The sequence below is a fragment of the Nonomuraea sp. NPDC049141 genome (assembly GCF_040648415.1).
Lineage (GTDB): Bacteria > Actinomycetota > Actinomycetes > Streptosporangiales > Streptosporangiaceae > Nonomuraea.
Genome location: NZ_JBEZDR010000054.1, coordinates 1 through 14,907, shown reverse-complemented (window position 1 = coordinate 14,907; position 14,907 = coordinate 1). Strand labels below are relative to the sequence as shown.

General features: G+C 70.4%; 14 protein-coding genes and 2 pseudogenes. 11 read left to right on the top strand and 5 right to left on the bottom strand.

The window, feature by feature from the left end; translation table 11 throughout:
- The first annotated feature begins 142 nt into the window (after nt 1-142).
- The 3 genes from AB0B91_RS63460 (at nt 143) to AB0B91_RS63450 (ending at nt 2,761) form a co-directional block, all read left to right on the top strand.
- A complete protein-coding gene (locus AB0B91_RS63460; protein WP_358342651.1) occupies nt 143-511 on the top strand; it encodes a transposase in 369 nt (122 codons plus the stop codon).
- A 2-nt stretch (nt 512-513) separates the two neighbouring features.
- Entirely contained in the window at nt 514-1,431 is a 918-nt protein-coding gene (locus AB0B91_RS63455; RefSeq protein WP_358342649.1) for an IS3 family transposase, read from the top strand.
- 364 nt (nt 1,432-1,795) lie between these two features.
- On the top strand, nt 1,796-2,761 hold the full coding sequence (locus AB0B91_RS63450) for a helix-turn-helix transcriptional regulator (RefSeq protein WP_358342647.1): 966 nt from the start codon (nt 1,796-1,798) through the stop codon (nt 2,759-2,761).
- 7 nt (nt 2,762-2,768) lie between these two features.
- On the opposite strand, the gene AB0B91_RS63445 is transcribed toward AB0B91_RS63450, so the two are convergent.
- Both AB0B91_RS63445 and AB0B91_RS63440 read right to left on the bottom strand, forming a co-directional pair.
- Nucleotides 2,769-3,299: a flavin reductase family protein gene (locus AB0B91_RS63445; RefSeq protein WP_358342645.1), complete on the bottom strand. Its 531-nt coding sequence runs from the start codon at nt 3,297-3,299 to the stop codon at nt 2,769-2,771.
- Between the two features lie 10 nt (nt 3,300-3,309).
- The gene (locus AB0B91_RS63440; protein WP_358342643.1) at nt 3,310-3,552 is read right to left on the bottom strand and encodes a hypothetical protein; all 243 of its coding nucleotides are present in this window, start codon (nt 3,550-3,552) and stop codon (nt 3,310-3,312) included.
- Nucleotides 3,553-4,093: 541 nt separating this feature from the next.
- On the opposite strand from AB0B91_RS63440, the gene AB0B91_RS63435 reads away from it, so the two are divergent.
- Genes AB0B91_RS63435 through AB0B91_RS63405 form a run of 7 tightly spaced genes read left to right on the top strand, consistent with a single transcriptional unit; the run spans nt 4,094 to nt 10,819 of the window.
- The gene (locus AB0B91_RS63435) at nt 4,094-5,335 is read left to right on the top strand and encodes an MFS transporter (RefSeq protein WP_358342641.1); all 1,242 of its coding nucleotides are present in this window, start codon (nt 4,094-4,096) and stop codon (nt 5,333-5,335) included.
- Nucleotides 5,332-6,123 carry a DUF692 family multinuclear iron-containing protein gene (locus AB0B91_RS63430; RefSeq protein ID WP_358342639.1) on the top strand — a complete coding sequence of 264 codons (792 nt, stop codon included), beginning with the start codon at nt 5,332-5,334 and terminating at the stop codon, nt 6,121-6,123. Before AB0B91_RS63435 ends, AB0B91_RS63430 begins: the two co-directional genes overlap by 4 nt.
- Complete coding sequence (locus AB0B91_RS63425) at nt 6,120-6,635, top strand: hypothetical protein (RefSeq protein ID WP_358342638.1); 516 nt, start codon at nt 6,120-6,122, stop codon at nt 6,633-6,635. The genes AB0B91_RS63430 and AB0B91_RS63425 overlap by 4 nt, the downstream gene beginning before the upstream one ends.
- Before the next feature lie 29 nt (nt 6,636-6,664).
- The gene (locus AB0B91_RS63420) at nt 6,665-7,471 is read left to right on the top strand and encodes a PDZ domain-containing protein (protein WP_358342636.1); all 807 of its coding nucleotides are present in this window, start codon (nt 6,665-6,667) and stop codon (nt 7,469-7,471) included.
- On the top strand, nt 7,453-8,658 hold the full coding sequence (locus AB0B91_RS63415; RefSeq protein ID WP_358342634.1) for a hypothetical protein: 1,206 nt from the start codon (nt 7,453-7,455) through the stop codon (nt 8,656-8,658). The genes AB0B91_RS63420 and AB0B91_RS63415 overlap by 19 nt, the downstream gene beginning before the upstream one ends.
- Complete coding sequence (locus AB0B91_RS63410) at nt 8,655-10,118, top strand: alpha/beta fold hydrolase (protein ID WP_358342632.1); 1,464 nt, start codon at nt 8,655-8,657, stop codon at nt 10,116-10,118. Before AB0B91_RS63415 ends, AB0B91_RS63410 begins: the two co-directional genes overlap by 4 nt.
- On the top strand, nt 10,115-10,819 hold the full coding sequence (locus AB0B91_RS63405) for a hypothetical protein (protein WP_358342653.1): 705 nt from the start codon (nt 10,115-10,117) through the stop codon (nt 10,817-10,819). The genes AB0B91_RS63410 and AB0B91_RS63405 overlap by 4 nt, the downstream gene beginning before the upstream one ends.
- Before the next feature lie 140 nt (nt 10,820-10,959).
- On the opposite strand, the pseudogene AB0B91_RS63400 reads toward AB0B91_RS63405, so the two are convergent.
- Together AB0B91_RS63400 and AB0B91_RS63395 are read right to left on the bottom strand one after the other, a co-directional pair.
- Nucleotides 10,960-11,082: pseudogene (locus tag AB0B91_RS63400) on the bottom strand (substrate-binding domain-containing protein); the annotation flags it as partial.
- A 55-nt stretch (nt 11,083-11,137) separates the two neighbouring features.
- Nucleotides 11,138-11,197: pseudogene (locus AB0B91_RS63395) on the bottom strand (hypothetical protein); the annotation flags it as partial.
- 69 nt (nt 11,198-11,266) lie between these two features.
- On the opposite strand from AB0B91_RS63395, the gene AB0B91_RS63390 reads away from it, so the two are divergent.
- The gene (locus AB0B91_RS63390; RefSeq protein WP_358342630.1) at nt 11,267-11,929 is read left to right on the top strand and encodes a hypothetical protein; all 663 of its coding nucleotides are present in this window, start codon (nt 11,267-11,269) and stop codon (nt 11,927-11,929) included.
- Between the two features lie 294 nt (nt 11,930-12,223).
- On the opposite strand, the gene AB0B91_RS63385 is transcribed toward AB0B91_RS63390, so the two are convergent.
- On the bottom strand, nt 12,224-14,907 hold a 2,684-nt coding region (locus tag AB0B91_RS63385; RefSeq protein ID WP_358342628.1), incomplete at its 5' end, for a BTAD domain-containing putative transcriptional regulator.

The window sequence follows — 14,907 nt, the reverse complement described above, 5'->3', positions numbered from 1 at the left end:
GCCGTACTCGAGCGACTTATCCGACGAGCAATGGGCGTTGATCGAGCCGATCATCACGGCGTGGAAGGCCGCGCATCGCTCCGTCAGCGGCCACCTGGCCTTCCCCTCGTAGCGTGGAGACCGAACCGGGAGAGGTTTGGTCGTGGCAGCAGTCACGCGGCGGCGCTTTGATCCGGAGTTCCGGGCGGGCGCGGTGCGTATCGTGAAGGAGACCGGCAAACCCGTCGCGCATGTGGCGCGGGATCTGGGGATCAGTCCGTACACGCTGCACAATTGGGTGCAGATGGATCGGCTCGCCGAGCACTACAACGGCGACGGCGATAGGAGCGGAACGCTGGAGGAGACCGAGCAGGAAGAACTGGCCCGGCTGCGGCGGGAGAAGGCCGAGCTGGCCAAGCAGCACGCCCGTGAGAAGGCGGCGTGGGAGAAGGAACGCGCCGAGCTGGAAGACGAGCGTGACGTGCTCAAGCGCTCCGTGGTCTTGTGGGTCAAAGAGGCGATGGGCCGATAAGCGTGGCGGCCTTCATCAGCTCCCAGAAGACCGAGCACGGCATCGACCACGTCACCTCCTGCCGGGCATTAGGCGTGTCGCAGTCCTGGTACTACAAGTGGAAGAACCGCATCGACCAGGACAAGCCGACTGCCCGCCAACGTCGGCAAGCCGATTTGGATGTGGAGATCACCCGCTCGTTCGAGGCATCCGGCGGCACCTACGGGTCACCGCGGATCACCCGTGACCTGCACGAGGCGGGCTGGCGGGTGTCGCAGAACACGGTCGCGGCGCGGATGGCCGAGCTCGGCCTGGTCGCTCGCGTGCGCCGCAAGCCGCGCTCGCTGACCCGGCAAGGCAAGCGGCCCGCCGCCCCGGACCTGGTCCGCCGGAGGTTCACCGCGGTCGCGCCGGACGTGCTGTGGTGCGGCGACGTGACGCAGATCGACACCGACGAGGGCAAGCTCTACCTGGCCACGGTCGAGGACCTGTTCTCCCGACGGCTGCTCGGCTACGCCATGTCCGAACACCACGACGCCGCGCTGACCAGCGCCTCGCTGCAGATGGCGGTGGCCACCCGCGGCGGCGACATCGACGGCGTGATCTTCCACTCCGACCGCGGCTCGGAATACACCGCGGCCCGCTACCAGGACCTATGCCGGCGCCTGGGCGTGATCCAGTCCATGGGCGGCGTGGGCTGCGCGCTCGACAACGCAGCAGCCGAAGCGCTCAACAGCACCCTCAAGGTCGAATACGCCCACCGCCACCGGTTCCGCACCAGAGCCGAAGCGCGCCTGAAGATCGCCACCTGGATCGCCGACTTCTACAACACCACCCGGCGGCACAGCGCCAACGACGGCCTGCCGCCCATCACATTCGAACGTCACATGATCGACAAGAGGCGAGCCTCATCGGCCCTGCTAAGGACCGCTGTGGCATAGAACCGTCTCCACGTTTCCAGGGGATTGACACTTGCAGGCGACCCCGCCAGCATGCACGCGCCGGGCGATCTCCTCGTGGCTGATCCACCCCTGGGCGACGACGAGCCTGACGATCTTCTTGTTCGTCTGGTCCAGGCTTTGCGCAGCGGTGTCCATCCGTTCGGGGTCGAGTGCCGGACGCTGTCGTGCCTTCAGGGCCGCGGAGGGGGCGGAGGCGCCGGCCAGGAGCCCTGCTGGGGCGAGGATTTTGTCAATGAAAGGAAGAAATCTGCCATTCGGCGGCAACCCGTGGCGAACCCTTCCGGCCATGACGAGTATGGGCACCAAGATCCCGTCGCCTGACACGAGAGGAGGTCAGACCGGATTGTTCGAAGTCATCGGGCTCACCGTCACCAGCGGAGTCATCTACCAGACGATCTGTGAGCGTCCGGACTGGGGTGTGGCTCAGCTGGCCGAGCATCTCGGCCTGCCGGAGACGCGGGTGCGGGCCGACCTCGATCGGCTGGCGGAGCTGCACCTGCTGACCTTCGACCCGCAGGCCGGATCGATCGAGGTCGTCGACCCCGGCATCGGGCTGCGCTCCCTCCTGCTCAGACGCGAGACCGATCTGATCAACCGGCAGCGCGAGCTCGACGGCGCCAGAGCCGCGATCAACAACCTGGCCAGCGAGCTGTCCCACAAGGAGACCGGTGACTCCGAGCACCTCGACAGCCTCGTGGCAGTCAGGGCCAGGTTGCGGGAGCTTGCCGCGTCCGTACGCGAGAGCTGCTGGTCCATGCTGCCCGGCGGGCCGCAGAGCGCCGACGCGCTGGGGGCCAGCCGCCCGCTCGACAAGGACGCACTCGACCGGGGGGTGAGCCTGCGGACCATCTACCAGAGCAGCTGCCGCAACGACGCCGCGACGCGCGCCTACGTGGAGTGGCTGACCTCGCACGGCGGCGAGAACAGAACGCTGCCCACGCTGCCCCTGCCGCTCGTCATCGTCGACGAGAAGCTGGCCCTCGTGCCGATCGACGTCGATGAGAGCCAGCGCGGCGCCACGGTGCTGAACAGCCCCGGCGCGGTCGCGGTGGCCCGCGTGCTGTTCGAGCTGCTCTGGGAGATGGCGACGCCGTGGGGCGAGCACAGGCATGACGCCGACGGGCTGACGGTGCAGGAGCGCGAGCTGCTGCGGCTGCTGTCCAACGGGATGACGGACGAGGCGGCGGGGCGGGCGCTGAGCATCTCCCTGCGCTCGGTGCGCCGCCTCGCCGCCGGCCTCATGGTCAAGCTGAACGCCCGCAGCCGCTTCGAGGCCGGGGTCCGCGCGGCCCAGAACGAGTGGCTGTGACGGTGGCTCACGCCGCCGGACCCGGGTTGAGGGGCGCCATCGTCTGATACCGCCGGCCGCCGTAGAGCAGGGGCCGCTGGTCGTCCTGCTCGCCGTCCAGGGTGACGCCGATGACCAGCAAATGATCCCCGACGGCGATCCTGTCGTGCGTCGCGCACGACAGCCAGCCGCGGGTGCCGATGATGACCGGATCACCGTTGTCCAGCCGCCGCGAGAGCGTGGGCGGCGCGAACCGGTCGGCCACGGGCGAAGCGAAGGTCCGCGCCAGCCGCTCCTGCCCCGCGGCCAGGAAGTTGACGGCGAAGCTCGGGGCCGCCGCGAGCGCCTCGCTCGACGCGCTCCCCTCCTGCACGGCGACCGCCACGAGAGGCGGGTCGAGGGAGAGGGAGGTGAACGACGTCGCGGTGAATCCGTGCGGCCGCCCCGCGTGCCGGAAGCTCACGATCACCACGCCGGCGGGATGGTTGCGCAGCAGGCGGCGGTGACGCCGGCTGTCCAGCCACGCCGCCCCGGGCCGGACGGAGGACGCATGGGTCATGAGGGCTCCTTCAGTCGAGGGTCCACGGCGACAGCGCCGGGCAGTGTTCGAGCACCCGGTTGCAAACGGTGACGGCCGCCGTGCGCGCCGCTCGCCCGTCCGCGTGGGACAGGTACATCGCGATGCCGAGCCCGTTGCCGCCCGTGCTGACGTAGACGTGCTCGAGGAGGTCGTCGGCGCGGGAGTGCGCCCAGAACGCGTCCGCTATCTGCTGAAGCTGAGGCTCCGTCGCCTGCGCGTCCTTTGCGGTCATTCTGATCAGTACTAAATGCACACCGACACTACCCCCAAGAAAATCCGTCGGTGAAGAACGAGCAGAACGTGATGAATTCGTGCGCGTAGTGGAAGAGCATTTTCCGCACCTCGTGATGGTCGTCGCAGGTTTTCGATATGCACGCTACACGCCGTGCCGGCGCACGTCGCCGCGGCGGAGGTGGCAGGATTTGACCTGGCAGCTCAGTGCCGCCTTTTGGGCACCATGTTGCCCGCGCGTTGATGCCAGCCGAAAGGTGGTGACTCGGCGCGGAACTCATGGCAATGTCTTGCTCATCGGAAGTCGGGCACCGCCGGAACGGAAAAGAATTCCGAGCCGGCGCCCGGCCGAAAAATGGAGGAATTGCCATGGACGCCGTCATCATCACCGAGGAAGTCGTCGAGGACGAGTTCAACGTCGTCATCTGCCAGAAGTGCTACTGATCCGGTGAACGCTCACCGTACCGGTTGAGGTGATGCCCGGGCCGCGGAAACGGCCCGGGCTTTCCCTTCCGGTCATCCCACGCACCCGGAGGAGAAAGATGCCGCGCGCCTTTCCGCCGTACATTGCCTTCGGCTCGGCGGCGCTGACGATCTCGGTGGCCGGCGACGAACTGCTGCACTACGTCTTTCTCGTGCACGCCGTGCACGGAAGCCATCCGCTCTCCCTCGGGTTGCTCGGCTTCCTCATCGCCCTGCCGCCGCTGTTCGGCGGCGCCGTCGGCGGCTGGCTGGACCGGCACCGCGCGCACAACCACCATGTTCTGCTCGGCGCCTTCGCCGGATCCGCCGCCTGCTGCTTCGCCCTGTGGGCGTCGTGGACGTCGGAGCACGCGGCGACCGCCGCCTACGTCTCCGCCTTCGCCCTGGGCATGCTGAGCCTGGCGATCGCCATCATCTGGCAGGCGCGCGTGTCCCAGATCGTGCCGCCGGACCGGCCGGAGCTCGTCGGCCGGGTGCTGAGCTGGACGAGCACGCTGATGAGCGTCGGCCTCGCGGTCGGACCCGTCTTAGCGAGCATCCTCGTCGGAGCTTGGGGCCACCGCACTCTGATCCTTTTCGACGCGCTCAGCTTCGCCGCCGGCCTCGCCCTCATGATCCCGATAGCCCGGCGGCTGAAGGCGACAGGGAGAGACGGCGCGAGCCGCCCACCCGCCCGCCTGTCGAGGTCGATGGGACTGGGCATGGTGCTCCGCGCACCCCTGGTGCGATCGCCGGCGCTGGCTCTGGCGATCATGAACTTTCTCGCCGTCGCGGTGATGTTCGCCGTCCCGCTCCTGGTGGTCGAGCGTGGCCTGCCGCTCGACCGCATCGCCTGGGCCAGCTCGGCGGGCATACTCGCCACGCTCGCGGGCTCGGTCCTCGGCACGTACGCCCGCCGCGGGCACTGGCTCCTGGTCTCCGTCGTCCTGGAGCCGGCCCTGCGCTCGGCCGGGCTGCTGGTCCTGGCGCTCTCCGGGACGACGTCCGGACTGCTGGCGGGAATCGCGCTCTTCTACCTCCCCCAAGGAATGGCCCGGATAGCGCGCATGTCCTACCTGGAGGCCAGTTTCGAGCCGGAGGCCAAGGCCACGGCCGTCGGCGCGTACCGCATGCTCATCCGCGGCCTGATGCCGGTCGGGCCGCTGGTCATGGCGCCCGCCGTCGCCTTCGCGGGAGCACGGCCCTTCCTGCTGGCCGGCGTGCTGCTGCTGGTGGCGCTGAGCTTCTGGCTGCTGGGCGACGGCGCGTTGCGCCGGAGCGCGCACCGTTACGTCTTGTCGATGTCCAAGGAGCAAGTGTGATCATCGGTGTCAACGTCACCTCGCCGCGGGGATTCGACCACGCGGAGGCCTACTGGGCCGAGGGACTGGTCGACTACTTCGAGCTGATGCTCGACAACTTCCTGAGAGTGGATCCCGGCGAGCTCGCGCGAAAGATGGACGGGCGGCCTACGGGCATCCACATCATGTCCTCGCGCTTTCTGCACCGCACCCGGGACGAGCTGGCCGAGCTGGCCGCCAGGATGCGTCGCCTCCTCGACGCCGTCCGGCCCGTCTACGTGTCCGACCACCTCGGCGTGCACATGGCCGGCGACCAGTTCCTGCCCGACATGGTGGAGGTCGACTACGAGCGGCCGCGGCCCCTCCTCGCCGCGATCGAGCAGTGGCGCGACCTCATCGGGTATGACCTCCTGCTGGAGAACTTCCCGTCGTGCTCGCCCCTGGGCAAGGGGCAGGCCGCGTTCTTCGCCGAGATGGGACGCGCCGTCGGGGTCCGGCCGCTCTTCGACCTGTCGAACGCGATCGTGGCCGAGCGCAACGGCGGCGACGCCGCGCACGTGTGGCTGAGCGTCGGCATGGAGATCGCCCACTGCCACATCAGCGGCTACCGCCCCTCTGACCTGGACCCCTCGTTCATCGTGGACTCCCACGACCGGCCCGTCTCGGTGGAGTCGTGGCGGCTGCTGGAGCGTACGTGGGAGGAGGGCCGGCGCATCGCGACCCTCACCGTGGAGCGCGACCGCGTGAAGGACTTGGACGAATGGCGCTCCGACCTGCGGCGGGCGCGCGGCGTGGCGGCCCTGGCGTGAGCGCGCGAGCCACGTTCCCCACGCCCGGCCTGATCACGGCGCTGCCGGAGTCGCGCGAGCGCATCCTGGCGTTCTCCGCCCTGCGCATACTCCGGCACGAGCTGTACGGCGCCTGCCCCACCATCAGAGCCGCGCTCGCCGACCGGCTGGAGCCCGCGACGGACGCCTTCGTCGACGACGCGGTCGCGGCCGGTCACCCCATGGACTGGACCCTCCACCTGGAGTACGGCCTCCACCTCGACCTGGGCGAACGCGCCTGCCGGACGGAGATATGCGTCGCGGCGGCCCGGCGCTGGGTCCGCCTCGACGACTCCGACGCCGACTGGATCGCGATCACCGACGGCGACGTGGTGGCGCTCGGCGTCCGGACGCAGTCACCCACCACCGGCCCCAGGATCATCCGGGGCCGGCAGCCCGCCACCGGCGCCACGACGGGATTCCGCCATCAGACCGGTACCGGCCCACCGGCCGTCCGGCCGCAGGACTGGCACGCCTACCAGACGACCATCTGACCGACACCACAACCCTGAAGGAGGCTCACATGGCGAATCTGCACCCATGGCCGCGCACGGAGAACACCATCGACTTCATCCAGCACATCCGGGTGGCCCCGGAGGTTATCTGGAGCGAGCTCAGCACCGAGGAGGGGCTGACCCGGTGGCTCGGCCTGACCAGCGCGAGCATGCCGCTGGAGGAAGGCGCGCCGTTCCACCTGACCTGGCAGGCCCGGGGCAAGGTCAGCGGCGAGCGGTTCCTCAGCTTCACCGGCACGGTCAGGAAGGTGATCCCCAACCGCCTACTGGCCCTCGACTGGGTCCTGCCGTTCGGCAAGGACACCACGCACCTGTCCCTGCAGATCCAGCCCTCGTTCGCGATGTTCGGCGTGAACGTCGGGCCGGAATGCGACCTGTGGCTCATCCATTCCGGATTCCCTGCCCACGGCGTCGGGTTCTTCGAGTTCGACGGACACTCGCGCCACTGGCGGCAAGGCGTCGGCGACCTGGCCGCCCACCTTGAAGAGCGCCCGGGGAAGCCGACCCCGTACGCGCTGGCCGGGTTGCAGTTCGTCGGTGGCGCGCCCGACCAGGGGCTGCTGGTCTACGACGTCATCCAGGGCTCGCCCGCCGAGCAGGCAGGCATCCGTCCCGGCGACCTCATCAGGTCCGTCGAGGGAATGGCGCTGCACTCGCTCGACGACTTCCACGACTGGATCGACGAGCGCAAGCCAGGGGAGAGCGGCGAGTTCAAGCTGGCCGACCGCACGGTGAAGGTGACGGTCGAGAGCGTCGAGGACGCCCGCAACCGGCTTCTGGTCAGGCAGGGGGACCAGTGGACGCCCAGACGATGAGCGCCCCCGGCACCGCCGAGCGCACGGTCGTCGAGGCACCGCCGACGGCCGTCGTGCACCGGGTCTGGGAGACGATGATCACTCTTCGCGAGAGTGAGCGCGGTCCCCTGCACATCCGGCACGCGCCGCTGCTCGCCACCGGCGATCTCGGTGGCGGCGCCCCGATGTCGTCCATCCTGATGCCCGCGGGGCTGCGGGCGTCGCTCGTACGGTCCCTGAGGCTTGCGGACGCGGACGTCGGCCTGCGCTCCGGAGAGGCCGGCGGCCGGGCGAGCAAGGGGCTGGCCGCCCTGCGGGCCGACATCGCCGCCTTCGACGACCTGACCCTGCCGAGACAGGCGGAGGTCCTCTCCTGCCTCAACTGCATCACCGAGCAGGCGGTCGCCGTCCCTCTCGTCCGGAACGTGTCGTCCGACCACCTGCTGAGCGTCCCAGGCGGCCGCGTCCTGTACGAGGTGGGCAGAGTGCTACTCCGCATCTACAACCCGCAGGCCCGCCAGGTCTTCCAGAGCGTCGCCGAGTCGGGCGCGGATCCCGTGCTGCGCATCTTGGGCCGTGTTCAGCTCGGCGCGATGGCCGTACGCCAACAGGGAGATCTGGACAGCGCCACCGCACACGTGCGGGCTGCGTGGAGCGGGTACGCCGAGGCGGAGACGGACCTCGACGACTTCCTCCGCGCCCTGCTCCAGAGCCGCGTCTCCCGCCTGGCCGCGCTGGTCGCCATGCGCACCGGAGACGCGCACGGCCAGTCCGCCGCCATGGAACGCTCGCTGGAGACGGCCCTGGAGCTGGAGCGGATAAGCCGGGCGCGCTCGGCCTACGACCGGCTCGTCAGCGCGGAGAACATGAAGATCGTCGCGGAGTCGCACCTCAAGGCGGCCGGCGGCGCCGGCGACTCCTCGGGAGTGGTGAAGTGGGCGACGACGATGCTCTCCGTCGACTCCGACGATCCCGGCACCTGGCGCGACATCACCACGCACGCGGCGCGCTGCGGGCTGGTCACCGAAGCGGCGATCGCGACGGTCGGCATGACCTTCGTCGGCGGCACGGGGACGGTGGGGTCGGTCGAGCGGATCGCAGCCGTAGGGAACCGGTTCGACTCCTCGGCAGAGCTGCGCCACGAGCTGGCCGCCGCGATCGCCGGCCTGGCCGCCGCCGCCCACGCGCCCATAGCCAGGTGGTCATGATCCTCTCCTTGGGCGAGCGCGTCCCCAACGCCGCGTCCGCGCTCGGCCCCGACTTCGACCGGGCCCGGGTGGGGGCGCTCTCGGGCGCCGAACGCTGCCTGACGGTCTTCGACGGCCGGCTGTTCGCCAGCGGAGACCGTCACTCCGGCCGGTGGCTCTACGAGCACACGCCCGGAGGCTGGCTGCGGCACCAGCAGGCCGGTCACTGGCTCCACCACGTCGAGGGCGGCGCGTCGCTGCGCGTGTGGAGCGGCGATCCCGTCTCGGGCGACGTCCTGCAGGGGTCCGCCTACGACGGCCGGAGCTGGACGGCCTCGGACGTGCCCGCACAGGCTCCCCCTCCGACGACGCCCCATCCCGACGCGCCGCTCTCCTACCGAGAGCGGCGCGCCTATCCCGGGATGAGCGTCTGCGAGGTCACCGACACCGCGAGCGGCGAGGTGATCGGGAGGTGGCGGGCGCCGACGGTCGGAGGCCCTGCGTGGGAGGACGAGACGCTCTGGCTGCGGTACGAGGCGTGGCCGCGGCAGGAGCTGGTGGGCTGGTCCACCCGCTCCCGCCAGGTCACGGAGCGCCTGCCCCTCCCCGAAGGAGCGCTGTCGAACCTGATCGTCCTGCCGGGCCGGGCCGCCGCGGTCTGGGCCGACCCGTACACCCCCTCGTCGGTCGTCACGGCGGGCAGCGTGCCGGAGCTCGCCGCAGAGCTGAACCGCCGCTCCGCGGGCCCTGCCGCCCTGCCGTACACCGCGCGTACCGACGTCGCAGGGGAGGCCTGCGCGATCGTGCACACGCCGCAGGACGGCCCGATCGGCCGGATCATGATGCTGCACGGCGGGCCGCACTCCTCGGTGTGGCCCGTCTACTCACCGTTCGTCGCCTTTCTCTGCCGGCTCGGCTGGGAGGTCGTCGCGGTCAACCCGCGCAGCAGCTCTCTGGGGTCCCGGTTCTCGCCGAACGCGTGCCGGTACGGCGTCGACGATGCGCTCGACGTGGTGAACCTGGCGGAATCCGCCGGCGACGACCTCCCGCTGGTGCTGGCCGGCTGGAGCTACGGCGCGTACCTGGCGGGCCGGGCGGTGTCCGAAGGTGCCCGGTGCGCGGGCCTGGTCTCCCTGTCGGGTTTCCTGAGCCCGAAAACCCTGGAGGCGTCGTCGCACCCGGCGGTCAAGGCATTCCGCGAGGCGCTCCCGCTGCCCGAGCCGCGTCACGAGCGCCTCGCACGCGTCCCGCTGCTCGCGATCCACGGGCGGGCCGACGAGCGCATCCCCTTGCCGCAGGTCCTCGCGGACGCGGGCGACCACCCCGCTCTCACGCCGGTCGAGCTGGCAGGCGAAGGGCACGGGATCGTCACCGACGAGGGGGCGGCTCTCGCCTACGCGAGCCTGGCGGACTGGCTCACGACCGTCGGCGGGGAGGGCAGGGTGACCCGGCCGCATGACAGAGCGGGGGCGCTGCCATGATCGCACCGTCGGGGCAGGTGATGAGCCTCGCGCGCGCCGCCGTCAGCGAGTTCCTGCTGGACGCCCGCCGGGGCCGCCCGCTGCTCGTCGCCTTCTCCGGCCTCAGCGGCGACGCCCCGGTGTCCCACTACGAGTTCATCGGGCTCGCGCAGTCGCTGGACGTGTCCACCTGCTTCATCAGGGACCTGAGGCAGGCCTGGTACCGGTCGGGCGCACGCGGGCTGGGTGACTCGCTCCCGGAGGTCGCCGGGCGCGTGGCGCGGATCGCCCGGGACGCCGACGCGACCAGGGTGGTCTTCGTCGGCGCCTCGGCTGGCGGCTTCGCCGCCATAGTGGCGGGCGTCCTGGCCGGCGCCGACGAGATCCACGCCTTCTGCCCGCAGACCGACCTCAGGCTGCTGCGCCGCTGGGCCTCGAAGGACTTCCGCTGGTCGAAGGCGCTGCTCCGGCGGCGATGGGGCAGCCGCGCCAAGGAAACCCATGACGACCTGCGCGCCTTCCTCCGGGGGCGGCGGCACGACAGCCGGATCCACCTCCACGTCGGCCGACTCGACCTGGACGAACGGGCCGTCCGGCGGCTCTCGGGGCTGCCCGGCGTGCACGTCGTCCACCACGAGGCCCCAGGCCACGCGATCGCCAGGGTCCTGCGCGCGGAGGGAACCCTGGAGAAGATCGTCACCTCTGCGCTGGGGGCGGGATGAGCCCGGCCGCCCGGGCCGGGGCGCGAAAAGGTTTCGGGCGCCCGCGTGCCGGACCCTTCACGAGTGCCCCGCGCTCCGCGGCGCGGTCGAGGTGCGCAGGACCAGCCCCGTCGCGAGCTCGATCCGCAGGGCCGCCGGGGCCTGCCGCCGGCGAGCGGCATCAGCACCCGCTTGGCCTCGCGCCCGAGTTGCCGGAACGGCTGCCGTACGGCGCTCAGCGGCGGGCACGCCATGGCCGCCACCAGCGTGTCGTCGAAGGACATGACGGGACAGGTCACCGGGGACGGTGATCCCGTGCTGCCTGGCCGCCTCCAGCACGCCGAGGGCCTGGGCGTCGCCGGCGTCGAAGACGGCTGTCGGAGGCTCGCTGGCGTGCAGGATCGCCGAGCGGGTCCGTTGCCAATTGCGTAGTTCCTACTCCCACTACTACCGGCGGATGCAGCGCCCTTGCTGGCGGCGCTGAAGTTCAAGTGCAACAACAGTGCCTACCGGCCCGTGATGGATGCCATCGACCTGCTGGCCCGCCACGCAGGTGTCGGCTCCGACCAGAAGTTCTATGCGGCCGGGGAGAGCGTAGCGGTTGAGGGGGTGGTGCCCAAAGCGTGGCGGGACGGCGTGGTCGATGAGGACAGCCAGGTGGAACGCATCCCGTATGAGTTGTGCGTGCTGATCGCGCTGCGGGAGGCGCTGCGGCGCCGCGAGGTCTACGTCCAGGGTGCCGGCCGGTGGAAGGAGCCGGATGAGGACCTGCCGGGCGACTTCGAGGACAACCGCGACGTCCACTACGCCGCGTTGACCAAGCCGATCGACACCACCGCGTTCGTCGCCGACCTCAAGCAGCGGTTGACAGGCGCGCTGACCAGGCTCGACACCGGCCTGGCTGAAGGGACCTCGGGCGGGGTTCGGATCATCACTCGCAGTGGCAAGCCGTGGGTGAGCGTGCCGAAGCTGGATAAATTGCCCGAGCCGAAGAATCTGGGCGCGCTCAAAGCCGAGGCCGTCCGCCGGTGGGGCAGCATCGACCTGCTGGACATCCTGAAGGACACCCCGTTCATCACCGAGTGCTTCACTTCGGTGGCCGGCCGTGAGGTCCTCGACAAGCGCACCTAGCACCAGCGGCTGCTGCTATTCGTAAGAACTCACGCCGTGAATCCAAGCTTGGCATCACCCGTTCCCCTCGCGCCCGCAACCGACCCACGAGCGCCACAAACTGTAGTAGCGCTTCTACGCCGAGTATCAGCCCAGGTTCCGCGTGCGAGATAGAGAGGAATCCGTTTTCGGGGGCATCACCAATGGCGGACTGAACAGGGCTACACACAGATCAAGGACGAGCTGGGCTGGGCCGACTTCCACGGCCACCAGGCGGACTGGGCCGCAGGCTCCTGATGCGGTCGGCCAGCGAACTCACCGTGATCGAGCCGGCGGCCTGGGAATGGATCCGCCGTCCGCCTCCACCTGGGAACGCAACTGGCGGGCGTGCGCGGCCATCAGGTCCGCGCCGAGGCCCTCCAGGGCCGCTGCCGCTGCTTCCAGGAGTGAGGCTGCGTCATCGAGTCGGCCAAGCGCGATGAGAGCCTCCCCCTCCGCGATCTTCGCGAGATACTCGCCGCGCTGATCGCCCAGCTCCCTGAAGCAGGAGCCGGCCCGGGTAGCGAGCAGAAGAGCCTGCTTCGGGCGGCCCTCCGCCACAGTGATCCTCGCTTCCAGGTAGAGCAGCCAGGCGGTGCCGTAAGGGTCGTCGCTGCCCAGCACCTCGATGGCCTCATCAACGGCAGACCGCGCGGTGGATAGGTCGCCGTGCTGCAGCGCCACGCCGGCCAGGCGGCCCAGAACGTTGGCGATCGAGATTCCTCTGCCATGCCGCTTGACGAGCGCCGTCGCTCGGTTGAAGTGGTCGATCGCCTCGGCATACCTGTCCAGAGCGCCTAACCCGCTGCCGAGGTCGCGGAGCGCGGCGGCCGTGAGCAGGCCGTCCCGGAGGTGTTCCGCGGCGTCCACCGCGCGCCCGCACGTCGCTACGGCCTCCTCCAGCTCCCCCGCGTGATAGAGGCAGTACCCGAGCGCGCAGAGAGCGTGTGCCAGCTCATACGGCATCTCGAGCCGTTCGAACACCTCCACGCACTGCTGAAAGCCGGCAGCGGCCTCCGCGAGCAATCCTTGGCTAAATCTTTGGTGGTTCCGCTCGTACTCGGCACGCCACGCTACGCCCTCGTTGCCGGCGGCGCGCGCCGCGTCCCTGATCAGTGTGAGGAGCCGGATTACCTCTCCCCTGCCCACGTAGACGTCGAGGTAGCCGGCGATGAGGCCGAGCAGGGCGGCGGCCTCCGTGTGCCAGCCGCGCGCACAGGCCCGCTCGATGGCGTCGAGCAGGTGTCGGTGCTCGGCGAGGAGCCACTGCTGCGGCGCGCGGGACAACTCGCGCAGCTGGCTCTCCGAAAGCGTGTGCTGCGCCTCGTACGGGATCGGGCGCAGCGCGTCCACGGTCGCGGTCGCGTCGCCGGTATGATAGCAGACGTGGGCGAGAGCCAGGAGCGCCTCCAGGAGGCGGCGTTCTGCGGCGCGGACGCGGGCGGGGTCGTCGCCCGCGAGCAGCTCCCGCGCGTACACGGTCAGCAGGTCGTGCAGGCGGTAGCGCGGCTCGCCGGTGATGTCGGTGCCGACGGCCTCCAGCAGGTTCGCCTGCAGCAGCTGGTCGATCAATGGCTCCGCGTCGGGGACGCCCGCCACCGCGCCTAGTGACCACGCGGCGAAGTCGCCTCCGTTGAACAGCCCGGCGTGGCGGAAGGCCGTCGCGACCTCCTCGGGGAGGGCGGTGTAGCTGATCTCGAGGCTGGGGCGCACGGAGAGGTCACCGCTGGCCAGCTCGTCCAGTCGCCGCGACTCATCCTGAAGCCGCGCGGCGAACCGCGCCAGCGTCCAGTTGGGCCGCACGGCCAGCCGCGTGCTCGCGATGCGCAGCGCGAGGGGAAGCTGCCCGCAGGCAGCGCCGATACTGTCGGCGGCCTGTGGCTCCCGCGCGATGCGGGCGTGGCCGGCCAGCCGTCCCAGTAGCTCCCGTGTCTCGTCCTTGGTGAGGGGGCCCACCTGCATCACGTCCGCTCCCGGCAGCCCTGCCAGCTGCTGCCGGCTGGTGATAAGGACCGCGCATCCGGCCTCGCCTGGCAGCAAGGGGAGGATCTGGGCGATGTCCGCCACGTCGTCGAGCAGCAGCAGGACCCGTCGTCCGGCAAGGCGCGCACGCACGGCCGAGGCCCGCTGGTCCAGGGCTTCGGGAATCGAGGCGGGCTTGGCGCCCATCATCTGCAGCAGCTCGGCCAGCACGTCAGCGGGATTGCGCGGGCGCGAGGGCAGGGCGCCGTCGAGACGCACGTACAGTCGACCATCGGGAAACCGGTCAGTGAGCCGGTGGGCGAGCTGCAGGGCGAGCGCGGACTTGCCGACGCCGGGCGGGCCGCAGAGCGCCAGGATCCGCGGGCCGCTGGCGCTCTGCTGGGCCAGCAGGTCCAGCCCAGCCGCCATTACCTCCGCGCGGCCGACGAAGTCGGCCACGCCGGGTGGAAGCTGGTTCAGCGCATGCCACTCCGCCGGCCGTTGGGCGTCCTCGCTCATGACCTCGCCGGAGAGTCCGTGAACCATGATCTCCGAGGCGGCGATGTCACCCGGCAACAGAGGCGGGGGCTGGCTGGACGGCGTCTGGAGGTCGGGATCACCGGAGAGGATGCGCTCGTGCAGCTGGCGCAGCTCCTCCGCTGGATCGAGGCCCAGCTCTTCGCGGAGCAACCCGGCGATGGTCCGGTAGCTTTCGAGAGCTTCCGCTTGGCGGCTGGAGCGGTAGAGGGTTAGCATGAGCTGGGCCCAGAGCCGTTCGCGCAGCGGGTGGGCGTTCGTCGCCGCAGTCAGCTCCGTGATGATCTCGCTGTGCAGGCCGAGCTGGAGGCAGAGATCGAACCAGCGCTCCAGCGCTCCTATGCGCTTTTCGGTGAGCGGGGGAACCTGGTCGCGGTGGATCGTTTCCGATGGTACGTCGGCCAGGACGGGGCCCCGCCACTGCGACAGCGCCTGCCGTAGCAGATCGGCCTCCCGAGCGG